Origin of the sequence: Henriciella sp., from assembly GCF_029936995.1 — a bacterium.
Lineage (GTDB): Bacteria > Pseudomonadota > Alphaproteobacteria > Caulobacterales > Hyphomonadaceae > Henriciella.
Window position 1 is genome coordinate 166,628 of the sequence record NZ_JAPYRE010000002.1, and the last position, 15,474, is coordinate 182,101.

At 62.0% G+C, this 15,474-nt stretch carries 18 protein-coding genes; 14 read left to right on the forward strand and 4 right to left on the reverse strand.

The window, feature by feature from the left end; translation table 11 throughout:
• Window positions 1-21 precede the first annotated feature (21 nt).
• The 3 genes from ruvC to ruvB are packed head-to-tail and all read left to right on the forward strand — an operon-like array spanning window position 22 to window position 2,158.
• Window positions 22-510, forward strand: a complete 489-nt coding sequence (ruvC, locus tag Q1K31_RS04990) for a crossover junction endodeoxyribonuclease RuvC (RefSeq protein WP_367187534.1) — start codon at window positions 22-24, stop codon at window positions 508-510.
• Window positions 507-1,130, forward strand: coding sequence for a Holliday junction branch migration protein RuvA (ruvA, locus tag Q1K31_RS04995; protein WP_300377364.1), 624 nt, complete (start codon window positions 507-509; stop codon window positions 1,128-1,130). Before ruvC ends, ruvA begins: the two co-directional genes overlap by 4 nt.
• The gene (gene ruvB, locus Q1K31_RS05000; RefSeq protein WP_300377366.1) at window positions 1,127-2,158 is read left to right on the forward strand and encodes a Holliday junction branch migration DNA helicase RuvB; all 1,032 of its coding nucleotides are present in this window, start codon (window positions 1,127-1,129) and stop codon (window positions 2,156-2,158) included. Before ruvA ends, ruvB begins: the two co-directional genes overlap by 4 nt.
• A gap of 6 nt (window positions 2,159-2,164) precedes the next feature.
• On the opposite strand, the gene Q1K31_RS05005 is transcribed toward ruvB, so the two are convergent.
• Both Q1K31_RS05005 and Q1K31_RS05010 read right to left on the reverse strand, forming a co-directional pair.
• Window positions 2,165-2,551: a hypothetical protein gene (locus tag Q1K31_RS05005; protein ID WP_300377368.1), complete on the reverse strand. Its 387-nt coding sequence runs from the start codon at window positions 2,549-2,551 to the stop codon at window positions 2,165-2,167.
• Between the two features lie 95 nt (window positions 2,552-2,646).
• Entirely contained in the window at window positions 2,647-2,916 is a 270-nt protein-coding gene (locus Q1K31_RS05010; RefSeq protein WP_300377370.1) for a BolA family transcriptional regulator, read from the reverse strand.
• A 41-nt stretch (window positions 2,917-2,957) separates the two neighbouring features.
• Between Q1K31_RS05010 and Q1K31_RS05015 the strand changes: the two genes are divergently transcribed.
• The 8 genes from Q1K31_RS05015 (at window position 2,958) to leuB (ending at window position 10,768) form a co-directional block, all read left to right on the forward strand.
• The gene (locus Q1K31_RS05015; RefSeq protein ID WP_300377372.1) at window positions 2,958-3,578 is read left to right on the forward strand and encodes a J domain-containing protein; all 621 of its coding nucleotides are present in this window, start codon (window positions 2,958-2,960) and stop codon (window positions 3,576-3,578) included.
• 34 nt (window positions 3,579-3,612) lie between these two features.
• A complete protein-coding gene (gene trmD / locus Q1K31_RS05020; RefSeq protein WP_300377374.1) occupies window positions 3,613-4,341 on the forward strand; it encodes a tRNA (guanosine(37)-N1)-methyltransferase TrmD in 729 nt (242 codons plus the stop codon).
• A complete protein-coding gene (gene rplS / locus Q1K31_RS16620) occupies window positions 4,328-4,891 on the forward strand; it encodes a 50S ribosomal protein L19 (protein WP_367187528.1) in 564 nt (187 codons plus the stop codon). Before trmD ends, rplS begins: the two co-directional genes overlap by 14 nt.
• A 350-nt stretch (window positions 4,892-5,241) precedes the next feature.
• Window positions 5,242-6,633: a hypothetical protein gene (locus Q1K31_RS05030; protein WP_300377376.1), complete on the forward strand. Its 1,392-nt coding sequence runs from the start codon at window positions 5,242-5,244 to the stop codon at window positions 6,631-6,633.
• Window positions 6,634-6,776: 143 nt separating this feature from the next.
• The gene (gene leuC, locus Q1K31_RS05035; RefSeq protein WP_300377378.1) at window positions 6,777-8,174 is read left to right on the forward strand and encodes a 3-isopropylmalate dehydratase large subunit; all 1,398 of its coding nucleotides are present in this window, start codon (window positions 6,777-6,779) and stop codon (window positions 8,172-8,174) included.
• Between the two features lie 18 nt (window positions 8,175-8,192).
• A complete protein-coding gene (locus Q1K31_RS05040) occupies window positions 8,193-9,035 on the forward strand; it encodes a VOC family protein (protein WP_300377380.1) in 843 nt (280 codons plus the stop codon).
• A 9-nt stretch (window positions 9,036-9,044) separates the two neighbouring features.
• Window positions 9,045-9,677: a 3-isopropylmalate dehydratase small subunit gene (gene leuD / locus Q1K31_RS05045; RefSeq protein ID WP_300377382.1), complete on the forward strand. Its 633-nt coding sequence runs from the start codon at window positions 9,045-9,047 to the stop codon at window positions 9,675-9,677.
• A gap of 35 nt (window positions 9,678-9,712) precedes the next feature.
• Window positions 9,713-10,768, forward strand: a complete 1,056-nt coding sequence (gene leuB / locus Q1K31_RS05050; RefSeq protein ID WP_300377384.1) for a 3-isopropylmalate dehydrogenase — start codon at window positions 9,713-9,715, stop codon at window positions 10,766-10,768.
• 98 nt (window positions 10,769-10,866) lie between these two features.
• Here the strand turns inward: leuB and Q1K31_RS05055 are convergent, their stop codons facing one another.
• Window positions 10,867-11,250, reverse strand: coding sequence for a nuclear transport factor 2 family protein (locus Q1K31_RS05055; protein ID WP_300377386.1), 384 nt, complete (start codon window positions 11,248-11,250; stop codon window positions 10,867-10,869).
• Window positions 11,251-11,428: 178 nt separating this feature from the next.
• Between Q1K31_RS05055 and Q1K31_RS05060 the strand changes: the two genes are divergently transcribed.
• Both Q1K31_RS05060 and rarD read left to right on the forward strand, forming a co-directional pair.
• Window positions 11,429-12,463, forward strand: a complete 1,035-nt coding sequence (locus tag Q1K31_RS05060; RefSeq protein ID WP_300377388.1) for an aspartate-semialdehyde dehydrogenase — start codon at window positions 11,429-11,431, stop codon at window positions 12,461-12,463.
• Window positions 12,464-12,607: 144 nt separating this feature from the next.
• A complete protein-coding gene (gene rarD, locus Q1K31_RS05065; protein ID WP_300377390.1) occupies window positions 12,608-13,516 on the forward strand; it encodes an EamA family transporter RarD in 909 nt (302 codons plus the stop codon).
• Window positions 13,517-13,720: 204 nt separating this feature from the next.
• Here the strand turns inward: rarD and Q1K31_RS05070 are convergent, their stop codons facing one another.
• Complete coding sequence (locus tag Q1K31_RS05070; RefSeq protein WP_300377392.1) at window positions 13,721-14,848, reverse strand: serine hydrolase domain-containing protein; 1,128 nt, start codon at window positions 14,846-14,848, stop codon at window positions 13,721-13,723.
• A gap of 121 nt (window positions 14,849-14,969) precedes the next feature.
• Between Q1K31_RS05070 and Q1K31_RS05075 the strand changes: the two genes are divergently transcribed.
• Complete coding sequence (locus Q1K31_RS05075) at window positions 14,970-15,470, forward strand: DUF302 domain-containing protein (protein WP_300377394.1); 501 nt, start codon at window positions 14,970-14,972, stop codon at window positions 15,468-15,470.
• Window positions 15,471-15,474 lie beyond the last annotated feature (4 nt).

Genomic DNA, 15,474 nt, shown 5'->3' on the forward strand with positions numbered 1-15,474 from the left:
TTTTCGCGCATGTCAGACGCCATCAGAATTCTCGGCATCGACCCGGGCCTGCGCCACACCGGCTGGGGCGTGATCGAGCAGGCCGGCTCCCGGCTTACGCATATCGCCAATGGCGTCATCCGCATCGACCCGGCCCTCTCCCTGTCGGCCCGGCTCGGTGGAATCCATAGCGAGATCACAGCCCTCTGCGCGGAATACCGCCCGCACGCCGCCGGGATCGAGGAAACCCTCGTCAATGCCAACCCCCGCTCCGCGCTGAAACTCGGACAGGCCCGCGGCGCGGCCATGGCCGCCTTGCACGGCGCCGGGCTTGTTGCCCACGAGTATTCCCCGCGAACGATAAAGCTCGCCGTCGTCGGCACAGGCGGGGCCGACAAGGCGCAGGTTGCCTTCATGGTCGCCCGGCTTCTGCCACAGGCGGGCAAGCTGGCCTCGGATGCTGCTGACGCGCTGGCCTGCGCCATCTGCACGGCCCATCATGTCACCACGAAGACCAGAGGTGCGGCATGATTATCGGACGTCTGCGCGGCGAGATCGCCACGGTCGGCACAGACAGTGTTATGATCGACGTGAATGGCGTTGGGTATGTCGCCCTGGCGGGCGGGCGTCTGCTTGGCAAACTCCAGCCCGGCAAGGAGGCCGAGCTGCACATAGAGACGCGCGTCACCGAAAACTCCATCACGCTGTTTGCCTTCGAGAGCGACGAGGCGCGCGCCTGGTTTGTCCGCCTTCAGGATGTCCCCGGCGTGGCGGGCAAGTCCGCCATGGCCATCATGGATGCGCTCTCGCCCGCAGAGCTGATGGACGCACTGGCGCTGGGTGACGCCGCCGCGATCACACGCGCCAAGGGCGTCGGCAAGAAATTCGCCGAACGCATTATCGGCGAGCTGTCCGGCAAACCCCCGCCCATGGGCCGGTTCGGGGCGCTGCGGGCACATGCAGGCGACGTCGCCATTAACCCTGACACCGCCCCTGCCAGCGGGGCCCGCACCGAGGCGATCTCCGCCCTCGTTAACCTTGGCTATACCCAGTCCGACGCCGCACGCGCCGTCGCGACCGCCATTCGCAACATCCCTGACGCCGACACCAACGCCCTCATCCGCGCCAGCCTCAAGGAGCTTGCTTCGTGAGCCGTGAAGGCAGCCTCACCGACCCCGAACGCCAGTCCGGCGAAGCGCTCGACCGGGCGTTGCGCCCGCAGAGCTTTGACGACTATGTCGGCCAGGATGCGCTGAAAGCGAACCTGAAAGTCTATGTCGAGGCGGCCCGCAAGCGCGGCGAAGCGCTTGACCATATTTTGCTGTTCGGCCCGCCAGGTCTTGGCAAGACCACGCTCGCCCAGATAGTCTCGAAAGAACTCGGCGCAGGCTTTCGCGCCACCTCCGGCCCGGTCATCGCCAAGGCGGGCGATCTTGCCGCCATTCTCACCAATCTGGAAGAAAACGACGTTCTCTTCATAGACGAGATCCACCGCCTGCCCCCGGCGGTCGAGGAAATCCTGTATCCGGCCATGGAAGACTATGCCCTCGACATCGTGATCGGCGAAGGCCCTTCGGCCCGCTCGGTCCGGCTCGATCTCGCGCCGTTCACGCTTGTTGGCGCGACCACACGTGCCGGCTTGCTGGCCAATCCCTTGCGTGACCGGTTCGGCATTCCGTTGCGGCTTGATTTCTACGAGCCGAAAGAACTTGCCCGCATCATCATGGCCGCAGGCCGCAAGCTGGGGGCGGACCTCACAGAAGACGGCGCCATAGAGGTCGCCAGCCGGGCGCGCGGCACCCCGCGCATCGCGCTTCGCCTGCTTCGCCGTGTGCGCGACTTTGCCGAAGCCGAAGGCGCGAAGATCGACAAGGCGGCTGCAAACCGCGCGCTCTCACGTCTCGAGATTGACGAGGATGGGCTCGACGCGCTCGACCGGCGCTATCTGGCCGCACTGGTGAAGACATATGCGGGCGGGCCTGTCGGCGCCGACACGCTGGCAGCCGCGCTTTCCGAAGCCCGCGATGCGGTGGAAGACGTGATCGAGCCCTTCCTCATGCAGAAAGGCTATGTCGCCCGTACGCCGCGCGGCCGCATCGCCGCCCCGCTCGCCTATGAACGCATGGGCCTGCAAGCGCCGGACATAAAGAGCCAGCCGGGCCTGTTTACCGAGAAGTAGCGCCCCTTAGCGCTGGATCAGCCAGAGCACGCCCGCAGAGTGTAGATAGAGGAACGCCTCGCTCGATTTACGCGCCGCACGCATTGCGACATGCCCGGCAAGCTTCCGGTTCGTTGCAATCATCAGCACGGAGGCCGCAAATCCGGGAACGAACAGCCACCAGGTGAGCGCCACAGAGGCAATCACAGACAGGAGAAGAATACAGTAGGCGGTAAAGTCGAGCACGCGCAGGCGGATCTCGTTTCGCCGGTCAAAAATGTTCAGCAGGCCCGGATTGCGATGCAGCGCCTCGGCATCAATGGCAAACACGCGGTCCTCACCCTGCCGGTAATGCACGACACGCGCAAGGCGGCCTGCCGCGTGCGGATTCGGAACCGCCTTCAGGAACATCACACCTGCCCTCCCCACTTCAGGAAGGGCTTATGCCGCAGGTCTTAATGGTTTTTCGCCCCAGAGGCATTAATTGCGAGCGTTCCGGTAAATCCGCCTTAGCCAACAGGCGCTTTCGCCCGGATTGAGAGCGCATGGAGGCCGGAATCGAACTCTTCCTTCAGCGCATCATTCACCGCACGTTGCATGGCGACGCGATTCATTCCTTCGAACTGCGATGAGATGATCTTTACATTGAAGTGCGTTTCACCTTCCGGCGATGCTCCGGCATGCCCCGCATGACGGGCGCTGTCATCGACAACCTCCAGTGCCTCGGGTGCAAAAACCTGCGTCAATTTCGAACGAATCCGTTCTGATCTGTTTGTCAATTCTAGCCTCTTTAACCTGAAACCCTTATGTTCCGTGCCCGATGACTGATGCATTCTCATACCGCGTAAAATTCACCGACATAAGGGTGAAGCCCCCGAAGACCGAGAAAGAGCGGCAGAAGGCGGCGGAAACCCGCGAATGCCACCGCGATGGCTGCGACATGGCCGGGCAACACCCCTCGCCCAAGCCCCGTGGCCTCGAAGGCGTCTACTGGTTCTGCCAGAAACATGCTGGTGAGTATAACCGCAATTACGATTATTTCGCCGGCATGTCCGAAGCCGAGCTGGCCGAGTTCAACGAAATGGCCAAGTACGGGTTCAACAAGACCTGGAAGTTCGGCACAGGCCCGATGGGCAAGGGCAAGGCAGCTGCCGCCCACGATCCACGTCACTGGCGGGGCAAGGAGTTCTTCGAGGAGAACGCCGAAGCTCGCAAGGCCCGCCGGACCGAACAACAGTCGGCTGGCGTCACCGCCCGCGCCCTTTCCGAGCTGGACCTCGAGCCAGGTGCCAGCGCCGCCGAAGTCCGCAACCGCTACGGCGAGTATGTGCGCCGCTTCCACCCCGACTCCAATGGCGGCGACCGCTCGACCGAAGACATGCTTGCGCGCGTGCTGCGGGCAGGCAAGACGTTGAAGGCGGCCGGCATGATGAAGGACTAGTTTCCGTCCTTCATCGGCCCGCCGGGACCCTGTCATGGCCTTCGACGTCTCGATCATCACCCTGTTTCCCGAAGCGTTTCCGGGCCTTCTGGACGTCTCAATACTGGGGCGTGCCCGCAAGGACGGGATCTGGTCACTCGACGTGACAGACCTTCGCCAGTTCGGGCTGGGCAAGCACAGGCAGGTCGACGAGACTCCCGCCGGGGGTGGGGCCGGGCTGGTCATGCGCCCCGATGTGGCCGCGGCCGCGCTGGATGCGCAGGAACGCAAGGGCCGCCCGCTGGTCTATCTCAGCCCGCGCGGCCGCCCCTTCGATCAGGCCATGGCAAAGGACTTTGCCGCCGGGCCTGGCCTTGTCTGCTTCTGTGGACGCTTTGAAGGGCTGGACCAGCGCGTCATCGACAAACGCAACATGATAGAAGTCTCTATCGGGGACTTCGTCCTCGCAGGAGGGGAAGCGGCCGCCCAGGCCATGATCGAAAGCACGGTGCGTTTGCTGCCAGGTGTCGCCGGGAACGGGGCATCGCTAGAGGATGAGAGCTTTTCCCACGGTCTTCTGGAGTATCCGCAATATACCCTGCCGCGCATGTGGGAGAACGAACCCACCCCCGATGTGCTTCTGTCGGGCGATCATGGGAAAATCAGTGAATGGCGGCTCAACCGCAGTAAACTGTTGACAGAAGCCCGTCGTCCCGATTTATGGGCCGCTTACCGCAACGGGCAAGATTTACGAGCGTCGGAGACGGACGATGAACATGATTGAACAGCTCGAAGCCGAGGAAGTGGCACGCGTCACCTCAGGCAAGACCATTCCGGACTTTTCGGCCGGCGACACGGTCTCCGTGAACGTGCGCATCCGCGAAGGCGACCGTGAGCGCGTCCAGCGCTTCGAAGGCGTCTGCATCGCGCGCGCCGGGGCCGGCCTCAACGAGAACTTCACAGTGCGCAAGATTTCCTTCGGTGAAGGTGTCGAGCGTGTCTTCCCGGTCGTCTCCCCGATGATCGAGAGCATTGAAGTCAAGCGCAAGGGCCATGTCCGCCGCGCCAAGCTGTATTATCTGCGCAACCTGCGCGGCAAGTCAGCCCGCATCGCAGAGCGGACCTCCGGTCATGGCATGGAAGCGACGGAAACCACCGTTTCCAAGACCGAGCGCAAGCGCCAGCGCGTCGAAAGCAAGGCCGCCCGCCGCGAGCAGGCCGCCAAGGACCGCGCCGAGCGTGAGGAAGCCAAGCGCAAGGAAGCTGAAGCCGCTGCGGCTGCTGCCGAAGCAGAAGCCGCCGAAGGCGAGGAAGAAGGCAAGACCGAAGAATAGGTCTCGCCTGATAACCGGTTTTTCCCGAAACCCCGTCCCTCACCGGACGGGGTTTTTCTTTGTCCTGTGTCCAGATGCCCAGCACCCGCTTCAGGCTTTACGGCACGGCGCTTGCAGAGGACCTGCCTGAACAGGGCCGCAGACAGGGTTTTCCCGAATCCGGACAGGTCTGCTGCGGCTTTGCTCGCGTGCGAAGGGAATCTCCTTTCTGTGGAGAAACTCGTTTCGTATACGCAACGAAATGGAAAAATGCGGTCAGGATCATGGGGGGCTCCCCGGTCAGGCCGAACTGAAATCCTGTGCGGGTCCACATCCGGGCCGCGATTGGGGAAGGTGGAATGAAACCGAGCATGAAATTTTGGGTAAGCGCCGCCGCCGTTGCGGTCCTGCCCGTCGCCGCCCACGCCGATGGCGAAAAGGGCACCTGGGATAATGAGGCTGTCGGCACCCGTTACAGCTCTGAAGGCACGCCCACAAATGACCGTGTCCTCACCGATGAGCAGGTGCGCGACATCATCAATCGCAGTGGCGCGAACGGCCCCGGCGAAGTCCGTTACATGGGTGGCTCCAAAGAGGCCGTCGATACCGAGCTCTGCTGCGAGAATGTCGAGGAGCGCGTGACGGAGAAAACCGAGGTTGAGGAAACCACAACCTATTTTGACGCCGTGACCCGCCGCGAGATCACCCAGCCGGTCGAACGCACCATCATCCAGCCGGTCGAGCGCCGGATCATCCGCCCGCAGACCGAGAACGTGACCGCCCCCGTCCGCTACGAAGAAAATCGCCTGCCCAAGCGGGTCGAGGCCGACAAGGTGCCCGCCATACAGGAAACGGTTGTTGAGGATGTCACCGTCGAAGAGGTCGAGGAAGCCACCGAGTCCTACTATGATGTCGTCACCCAGCGGGAAATCATCCAGCCGATCGAACGCACCACCATTGTTCCGGTCAAGCGGCGCATCCTGCGTCCGGTAACCGAGACGGTGACAGCCGAAACCCGTTATGAGACGCGCCGCGCCCCTCTGGTTGTCGAGAAAGACCCGGTCCCGCCGGTCAAGGAAACTGTGACCGAAGAGGTCAACGAGGTGGTGAAGGAAGAAGTCACCGAAACCTATGTCGACGCTGTGACACAGAAAAATGTCTTCCAGCCGGTCGTGAAGACCGACGTCCAGCCGATTGAACGTCGCATCCTGCGCCCGCAATCCGAAACAGTCACGGCAGACCGTCGCTATGAGGAAGAGCGCCTTCCCCTGGACGTCCGCAAGCAGCCTGCGCCGCGTGTCACAGAGAAGATCATCCCCAAGGTGACCGAACGCACGGTGCTGGAAGTCCAGGACGAGTATATCGACCATGTCACACGCAATGTGATCCAGCCGGTCGTCAGCACGACGGTGCAGCCGGTCGAACGCCGCGTCCTGCGCCCGCAGACCGAGCGTGTTACCGCCGAAACGCGCTACGAACAGGAGCGCCTGCCCAAGCGTGTTGAAGCCGAGCCGGTCCCGGAAACGCACGTGAACCACATCGAGCAGGTCGAGGAGAAGTATCGTGAAGAGGTCACTGAGACCTATTTCGATGCCGTGACCAAGCGCAAGGTGATCCAGCCGGTCACGCGCCGCATCATCCAGCCTGTCGAGTACCGCAAGCCCCGGCCCGTGACCGAGACAGTCGAGGCACCGACCCGTTACGAGACGCGCCGCGCCTCCCTGGTCGTCCTCAATGTCGGCAGTGGCTGCCCCTGCAACTAGGCCAGATACAACAAGACTTTACCTCTGAAACGGGCCGGTGGAGCACACCGGCCCTTTCTTTTGTCTTGCAGCCGGGGAGCGAGGCATATCTTGCCTATTTGCGGCAGACATGATGTTTTGCGCCGCAACAGGAATTGAGGCTCATGGCAGGCAAGACTTTATACGACAAGATCTGGGATGCGCACACGGTTCAGACCGACCCGTCGACCGGCGATGCGCTCCTCTATATCGACCTTCATCTCATCCATGAAGTGACGACACCGCAGGCCTTTGCCGGGCTCAAGAGCGAAAACCGCAAGGTACGCCGTCCTGAACTCACGCTCGCTGTTGCAGACCACAACACACCGACCGAGAACCAGTCTGCCGGGCTTGAGGGCGTCACTGACGAGGCCGCGCGTAACCAGCTTTCTGCCCTGTCGCGCAACGTTGCCGAACACGGGATCGAGTTCTTCCCGATGGGCAACATCAATAATGGCATTGTCCATGTCGTCGGCCCGGAACAGGGGCGCACCCAGCCGGGTATGACCATTGTCTGCGGTGATAGTCATACCTCCACGCATGGCGCGTTCGGCGCAATTGCCCACGGCATCGGCACGTCCGAGGTCGAGCATGTGCTCGCCACACAGACCCTGCGCACCCGCAAGTCGAAGAACATGGCCATCGAGGTCAGCGGCGAACTGCGTGACGGTGTCACCGCCAAGGATCTCGCCCTGCACCTGATTTCGGTGATCGGCACAGCCGGCGGCACGGGCTGTGTCATGGAGTATCGCGGCCCCGCCATCGAGAAGCTCTCCATGGAAGGGCGAATGACGCTCTGCAACCTGTCCATCGAGGGTGGCGCACGCGCCGGGCTCGTCGCACCTGACGAAAAGACCTTCGACTACATGAAAGGCCGCCCCGCAGCCCCCAAGGGCGCGGCCTGGGAACGCGCGGAAAACTACTGGCGCACGCTTCACTCAGACGCCGACGCCGAGTGGGATCATATCGTTGAAATCCGTGGCGAGGATGTCGAACCGACCGTGACCTGGGGCACCAGCCCCGAACAGGCCATCCCTGTCTCGGCAACCATCCCCGATCCGAAGGAGATGCGCGACCCCGTCCACAAGGCGGCCGCGGAACGCGCGCTCGAATATATGGACCTCACCCCCGGCGCGCCGATTGCCGGCACGCCCATCCAGCGTGTGTTTATTGGATCCTGCACCAATTCCCGGATCGAGGACCTGCGGGCCGTGGCACAGATCGTCGAAGGCGCACACGTGGCAGACAGTGTGCGCGCCATGATCGTGCCGGGCTCCGGCCTTGTACGCGCCCAAGCCGAACAGGAAGGGCTCGACAGGGTTTTCACCGCCGCCGGATTTGAATGGCGCGAACCTGGCTGCTCCATGTGCCTTGGCATGAATCCGGACATTCTTGCCCCCGGCGAACGCTGCGCCTCGACCTCGAACCGTAATTTCGAAGGCCGTCAGGGCCGTGGCGGACGCACCCACCTGATGAGCCCGGCGCTGGCCGCGCGTGCCGCAATCAATGGCGTGATTGGCTAGGTCCATGAGCGGGACTTCATGATCACGGGGCTCGACCATATCGTCCTTGTCTGCCCGGACATCGAGTCTGGTATCGCTGCCTATCAGACGCTGCTTGGGCGGGCGCCGGACTGGCAGGCCAGCACGGATGGCACGGCCACAGCCCTCTTCACTGTGCAGAATACGGCACTTGAACTTATGGCTCCCGAAGGGGACGATGGTGTTGCCCCGCGCTTGCGCGAAATCCTCTCCGAAAACGGCCCCGGCCTGACCAGTCTGGCCTTCCGGACCGACGATATAGGGGCAGCCCATCACAAGCTCACACGCAGGGGCCTCATACCCGAAACCATTACAGATGGCGCAAGTTCGAATCTTGATTCTGGCGCCATCAGACGCTGGAAAAGGTTCCGCTGCAAGGATGCCGAGACCGCAGGAATCAAGACCTTCCTGATCGAGCCAGAAACGCCCATGATGCCCGCCACAGGCGCCCCCGGATCGACTCATGCGCTTGATCATATCGTCATCGACACGCCCAATCCCGACCGTGCGCTGGGCCTCTATGGCGCACGCCTCGGTCTCGATTTGAGACTTGACCGCACAGCCGAGCAGTGGGGCACACGCTTCCTCTTCTTCCGCACAGGCGGGCTCACCTTCGAGGTCATCCACCGCCTGGGCGAAACCCACGATCCTGGCACCGCAGATCGCATCTGGGGGCTGACCTGGGTCGTCGAGGAATTGCCTACCGCGCATGCCCGCCTGACCAAAGCCGGGCTCGACATCTCTGAAATCCGGAAGGGGCGCAAGCCCGGTTCCTCGGTGTTCACCGTCCGCAACGGCACGCTTGGTGTACCCACCCTGTTCATTTCCCATTCCCCGCGATAGGAAAGCTCCATGAAAGCCTTCACGACCCTCTCCACCACGGCCGCGCCGCTCATTCACCATGACCGGCTGATGGCCAATGTCGATACCGACATGATCATCCCGAAACAGTTCCTGAAGACCACGGAACGCGAAGGGCTGTCAGAGGGTCTGTTTTACGAACTCAAGACGCGCGCCGATGGCAGCCCCGATCCGGATTTCGTGCTCAACCAGCCCGCCTACAGACAGGCCGGCATCCTGATTGCGGGCGAGAATTTCGGCTGCGGCTCGTCACGCGAGCATGCCCCCTGGGCGCTGCTGGACCAGGGGATCACCTGCGTGATCGCACCGTCCTTTGCCGATATCTTCAACAATAACTGCTACAAGAACGGCATCCTGCCCATCGCCCTGCCCTACGAGATCTGTGCGGCGCTGGCCGAACAGGCCGGGGGCGCGAACCATAAATTTTCTGTTGATCTCGAACGCCAGGTCGTCATCACACCCGATGGCGAGGAGATCAGCTTCGATATCGAGCCCGGGCGCAAGGCGAGCCTCCTGCAAGGCCTCGACGACATCGGCGAGACCCTGTCCAGCGAAAGCGCCATTGCAGAATTCGAGGCCGGGCGCGTATCCACAATGCCCTGGCTCGAACGACAGCCGGGCTGATCCCAAAACTCCACTCGATCCGGAACCACGAAAAGATGACACAGACACTTCTCCTCCTGCCGGGCGATGGCATCGGCCCGGAAGTTATCGCTGCCGCCCAGCGCATTGCCAGACACGTCGCGCCTGACGTGGCCATAGAGGAAGACCTTGTCGGCGGTGCCGCCGTCGATGCCCACGGCACGCCGCTCAGCGATGAGACGCTGGAGCGCGCACGTGGCTGCGATGCTGTCCTCCTCGGGGCTGTCGGCGGGCCAAAATGGGCTGATGTCGACCGCGCCAACCGCCCCGAAGCCGGGTTGCTCAAACTGCGCAAGGGCCTCGATGTCTATGCCAACCTGCGGCCTGCCTACTGTTTCGAAGCGCTTGTCGATGCCTCCAGCCTGAAACGCGACCGTGTCGAAGGTCTCGACCTCATGATCGTGCGCGAGCTGACCTCCGGGGTCTATTTCGGCGAACCGCGCGGCATCGACACCGATGAAAACGGCGTGCGCCGCGGCTATGAAACATCAGTTTACACCGCTCCAGAGATCGAGCGCGTCACCCGTGTCGCCTTCGAGATCGCCCGCGGGCGTTCAGGCCGTGTCTGTTCGGTCGAGAAGTCGAATGTCATGGAAAGTGGGCATTTCTGGCGCCAGGAAGTCACTGCCCTCCATGAAGCCGGCGGTGCAGGCGTCGAGCTGACCCACATGCTGGCCGATGCCTGCGCGATGGAGCTGGTGCGCAACCCGAAACAGTTCGATGTCATCCTCGCCAGCAACCTTTTCGGGGACATGCTCTCCGACGAAGCGGCCATGCTGACCGGTTCGATCGGCATGTTGCCGTCTGCCAGCCTCGGCGCTGAAGGCGTGCCCGGCCTGTTCGAGCCCGTGCACGGCTCAGCGCCCGACATTGCCGGTCAGGGTATCGCCAATCCATGCGCGGCCATCCTGTCGCTGGAAATGGCGCTGCGCTGGTCACTCGCCCGGCCCGATGCCGCCGACCGCGTGATGAAGGCGGTTGCCGACGCCCTCAAGGCCGGCGCGCGCACAGGCGATCTCGGCGGCGACCTCTCGACCGATGAAATGACCGACGCGATCATCGACTGTCTGTAACGGACCCGCCATCCCGAAAGCGCCACAGGGGCTGTCGAAGGCCGGGCCTACCGGCCATGTTGCCCGGATTCCGGCATTCTGAACTTGCGGGAAAGCCCTCAGCTATAATCCGCAATCCGGCTTAGCAGCTGGCCACGGAATTCGAAGAAGCTTGCGCCGCGCACCTTGATGGTCTCGCCCGCCTTCAGGCCGTTCGGCAGGTCGACGGCGGCCTTGCCCTCGAACTCGATCTCGGCGGCCGCCCGGCCCTGCCCGATAACGAGGCTGACCAGCTTCTGGCGGCGATAGGAGAAGGCGTTCCCCGACAGCTCGGCGACTTCGCCCATCTTGTCCCGCCCCTCGAATTTCATGCTCTGTCCGGAGTTTGAAATGTTCTCGAAAACGACGTCTTCCGCGACGCAATCGAGCATTCCTTCAATATCCCGGTCATTGTAGCATTTGATGTACTTGGAGATGACGTCTTCGATCAGGGCTGACTCCATTTGAAAGTGTTTGCAGGCGTTGCACTCAACATTCGCGGAGAGTGCATTACATGCAGGCTAAATCAAGGCTGAGCCTGCCGCGCGACGCACATGACTATGCCCTGCGCGCAGAGAGACTTTAATTGAGGAGCGGCCTGTTCTCGGCTATTGGGGACGCTTCGCAAAAGGAATTGATAACATGGCACTCAAAGTTGCAGTCGTTGGCGCCACAGGCAATGTGGGCCGCGAACTCCTTAACATCATGGACGAACGTGATTTTCCGGCAGACGAAGTCTTCGCTGTCGCCTCCCGCCGTTCCAAGGGCCGCGAGCTGAGCTATGGTGACACGACACTGAAATGCCACGCGATTGATGATTTCGACTTCTCGAAGGTCGATGTCGTCCTGATGTCGGCAGGCGGCGACACGTCAAGGGAATGGGCCGAAAAGATCGGCAAGACCGGCGCCATCGTGATCGACAACTCCTCGGCCTGGCGCATGGACCCGGACGTCCCGCTGGTCGTGCCGGAGGTCAATGGCGCTGATGTCCTGAACTACGGGAAGAAAAACATCATCGCCAACCCGAACTGCTCCACTGCGCAGCTCGTCATGGCGCTGAAACCCATCCATGACGCCGTCGGCATCAAACGCGCCGTGGTCTCGACCTATCAGTCGGTCTCCGGCTCGGGCAAATCCGGCATGGATGAGCTCTGGAACCAGACCAAGGGCATCTTCGTCAACGATACACCGGAACCGCAGGAATATCCCCGCCAGATCGCCTTCAACGCGATTCCGATGATCGGTTCCTTCCGCGATGACGGCTTCACCGACGAGGAAGCCAAGATGTGGAACGAGACCCACAAGATGATCGATCCGGACATCAAGCTTACCGTGACCTGCGTGCGCGTCCCGGTTTTCGTGAGCCACTCCGAAACGGTCAATCTCGAGCTCAATGGCGCGATGACGCCGGAAGAAGCCCGCGAGGTCCTGCGCAATTTCGATGGTGTCCAGGTTGTCGATAACCCCGATGAAGACCAGTACATCACGCCGGTCGAAGCCGCAGGCGAATGGGCCACCTATGTTTCGCGCGTACGCACCGACCCGACCGTCGAACACGGCCTCGCCATGTGGGTTGTCTCCGACAATCTGCGCAAGGGTGCGGCACTGAACGCGATCCAGATTGCCGAGGAACTGGTCAAGCGTGGCATCGTGAAACCGGATACGGTGAACGCCTAAGCCTGATCGGCCTCAACCACTTAAAACACGAAACGCCGCTCCACACCGGGGCGGCGTTTTTTCATGCCGGCCCTGCGCATTTGCACGCAGGCCGCAGCAAGTTTCGGGTAGCGCGCCACCCCGTGACCCCCTAAGTGCGAGACCATGTCTTCAGAGCTTCGCTTCGGCCTCTTCAGCGCGTTTGGTGCCTACCTCCTCTGGGGCGGGTTGCCCCTCTATTTCCGGCTGCTCGATCATATCGCGCCGGAAGAGATGCTCGCTCATCGCATCGTCTGGGGCCTGCCGACAGCGCTTTTGTTCATTGCCGCGGCCGCACGCTGGAAAGACCTGCGCGGCGCACTGACAAGGCGCAGGCTTGGCTTTCTCGCCATTTCCGCAACGCTCATCGCCATCAACTGGCTGGTCTATATCTGGGCCGTCTCCGCCGAGCGCGTGACCGAGGCGAGCCTTGGCTATTTCATCAACCCGCTGGTCAGCGTGCTCATCGGCATGGTGTTCTTTTCCGAGAAACTGCGCACCGCCCAATGGGTTGCCATCGCGATTGCGGCGAGCGGCGTCGGCGTACTGACCTGGGAACTTGGCCGTCTGCCCTGGGTCTCGCTGGTGCTCTGTTTCAGCTTCGCGACCTACGGCGCAGTGCGCAAGAAAATCAGCGTCGACAGCCGCATCGGCTTCTGTATCGAGACAGCGCTGCTCTTTCCTGTCGCCTTTATCTGGCTGGCCTGGTTCCAGACCACCGAAGGCGGCGGCTGGGTGGGGGATGGCCGCTGGCTTGACTGGCTGTTGCCGCTGGCCGGACCGATCACGGCGGTGCCGCTCATCCTGTTCGCACTGGCGGCCAAGCGGCTGAAGCTCGCCACGATCGGGATGATGCAATACATGACCCCGACCATTCAGTTCCTGATTGCCGTGCTGCTTTTCCGCGAGCCGTTCGGAACTGTCGATGCCATTGCCTTCGGCCTGATCTGGACCGCGCTCATCGTGTTCACGACCGATAGTGTCATGGGCGAACGCAAGGCCCGGCGTCTGGCGCGCGCGGCGCGCTATACCTGAAGACCTGAGAAAAGCCCCGACGCTCATGAAAGAGGCCGGGGCGTGAAGGTCTGATGATGATGAAGCCATGCTTCACAGGACAACAGAGCAAACACCGTGCCAGCCCTCGCGGGCGGCTAATTCTGGACCGCTCTCATACCGCCACGAGACCACTGTCACACCATGAAAACACCACTCCCCGTGCGGGAAGGCGCAGAAAATATCCTACAGGCAACCATATAGCGCATCGACCAGTCGCCGCGCACGCGGATCGCCCTGAAGGTAGCTGGACTGGCGGTTCATGACATAGGCCGCCGACAGCCGCCGGTCCGGGTCGCCGAGCGCGAGCGAGCCACCCCAGCCGGAATGGGCAAGCGTTTCTCCATTAGGCCCGTAAATGCCAAGATTGTTACGCATCACGCCGCTGGCGAACTCCGTGACAAATGGCAGGACCAGGTCTTCCCCAATCACCCGACGCTTCGTCAGTGCCGCAAAAGAGTCTGCTGGAATCAGGCGTTTACCATCAAGATGCCCGTCATTGGCATAGATTCCGTACAATTGCGCGACTGATTTCGCCGTGCCGTGGCCATTGGCAGACGGGATCTCGATTTCGCGCCACGCCGCCCCTCCACGTCCAGGCGCTGCCCATTTTGTCAGGAAGGCGACCTTGTTAAATTCATTGAGATCTCCCAGGCGAGGCATCTCTCGCGGTTTCATGATATCACCGACCCGATCATGTTCTTCGGCGGGCAGGCCAATGTGGAAATCAATACTGGCCGGCACGCAGATGTCTTCGCGCAGGATCGTGCCAAGGCTGCGCCCATCAATGCGTTTCGCGATTTCTCCGGCAAGATAGCCCCAGGTCGACGGATGATAACCATGCGCCGTTCCCGGTTCCCAGAGTGGTTCTAGCGTTGCAAGTTCTGCGGCCAGCGCTGGTGGGTCCAGCCAGAGATCCGGATCAATCGGCTCTGCAAACCCAACCAGCCCGGCCTGATGCGACAGGACCTGCGCGATCGTGACATCGGCTTTTCCGGCGGCGCCAAACTCCGGCCAGATCTTGCTCACTTTCGTCTCATAGCCCTCATCGAGCTTGGCGATGACGCTTGCGATGACGAGTGCGGAAATGCCTTTGGTCGTCGAATAGACCGGCACCAGCGTCTCACCGTCCCAGGCCCGTTCTTTCTGCCGGTCGGCATAACCGCCCTTGAGGTCGATGATGACCTCGCCGTCGAGAATGGCGCAGAAGCCCGCGCCCAGCTCTTCACCGGCCTCGAATGTCTCTTCGAAAACATCCCGGACCGGCTCAAATCCGGGGCTGACCTGTCCGCTGACTTGCCCGCTAACTGGCATGGTTGGGTCTCCCTGTCGTGTCTGCTAGATCGGGAGCCTCAAGCGCCAATCATGCCGCAAGGCAGCATCCCGACAGCAGCTGCCGCGTTGATGTGGCAGGACATGGAAGGAAAGGCAAATCATGAAACACCCGCTCGCCCTCGCTGCGCTTACGCTTGCCCTGACAGGGGCCTGTATCTCCGCACCTGAAGAGGAAGCCAAGGTGGCAGAGACATATGGCACAGACCAGCCCGCCCCCCAGATGAACCTCTCCACAGACAGCGCCAACAGCTTCGATGTCACTGAAGCACGCCTGCGCCAGGCCATCGAATCGCGTGGGCTGACCCTGTTCAAGGTGGTCGACCATGCACAAGGCGCACAGGAAGCCGGACTGAAGCTTTCGTCGTCGACACTTTTCATCTTCGCGAATCCCGAGGCCGGCACCCCGCTGATGCAGGCCAACCCGGCGATGGGGATCGAACTGCCCATGAAGATACTGGTCATCGAGACGGACAATGGCGTGCAGGTCTTGTGGAAGGACGTGCCCGCCATGGCTGAACGCTACGCCATTACGGACAAGGGTCAGGTCGTCCAGAAGGTTGCCCAGACCCTCCAGGCCATCGTAGATGAGGCGAGCCAGTAATCAG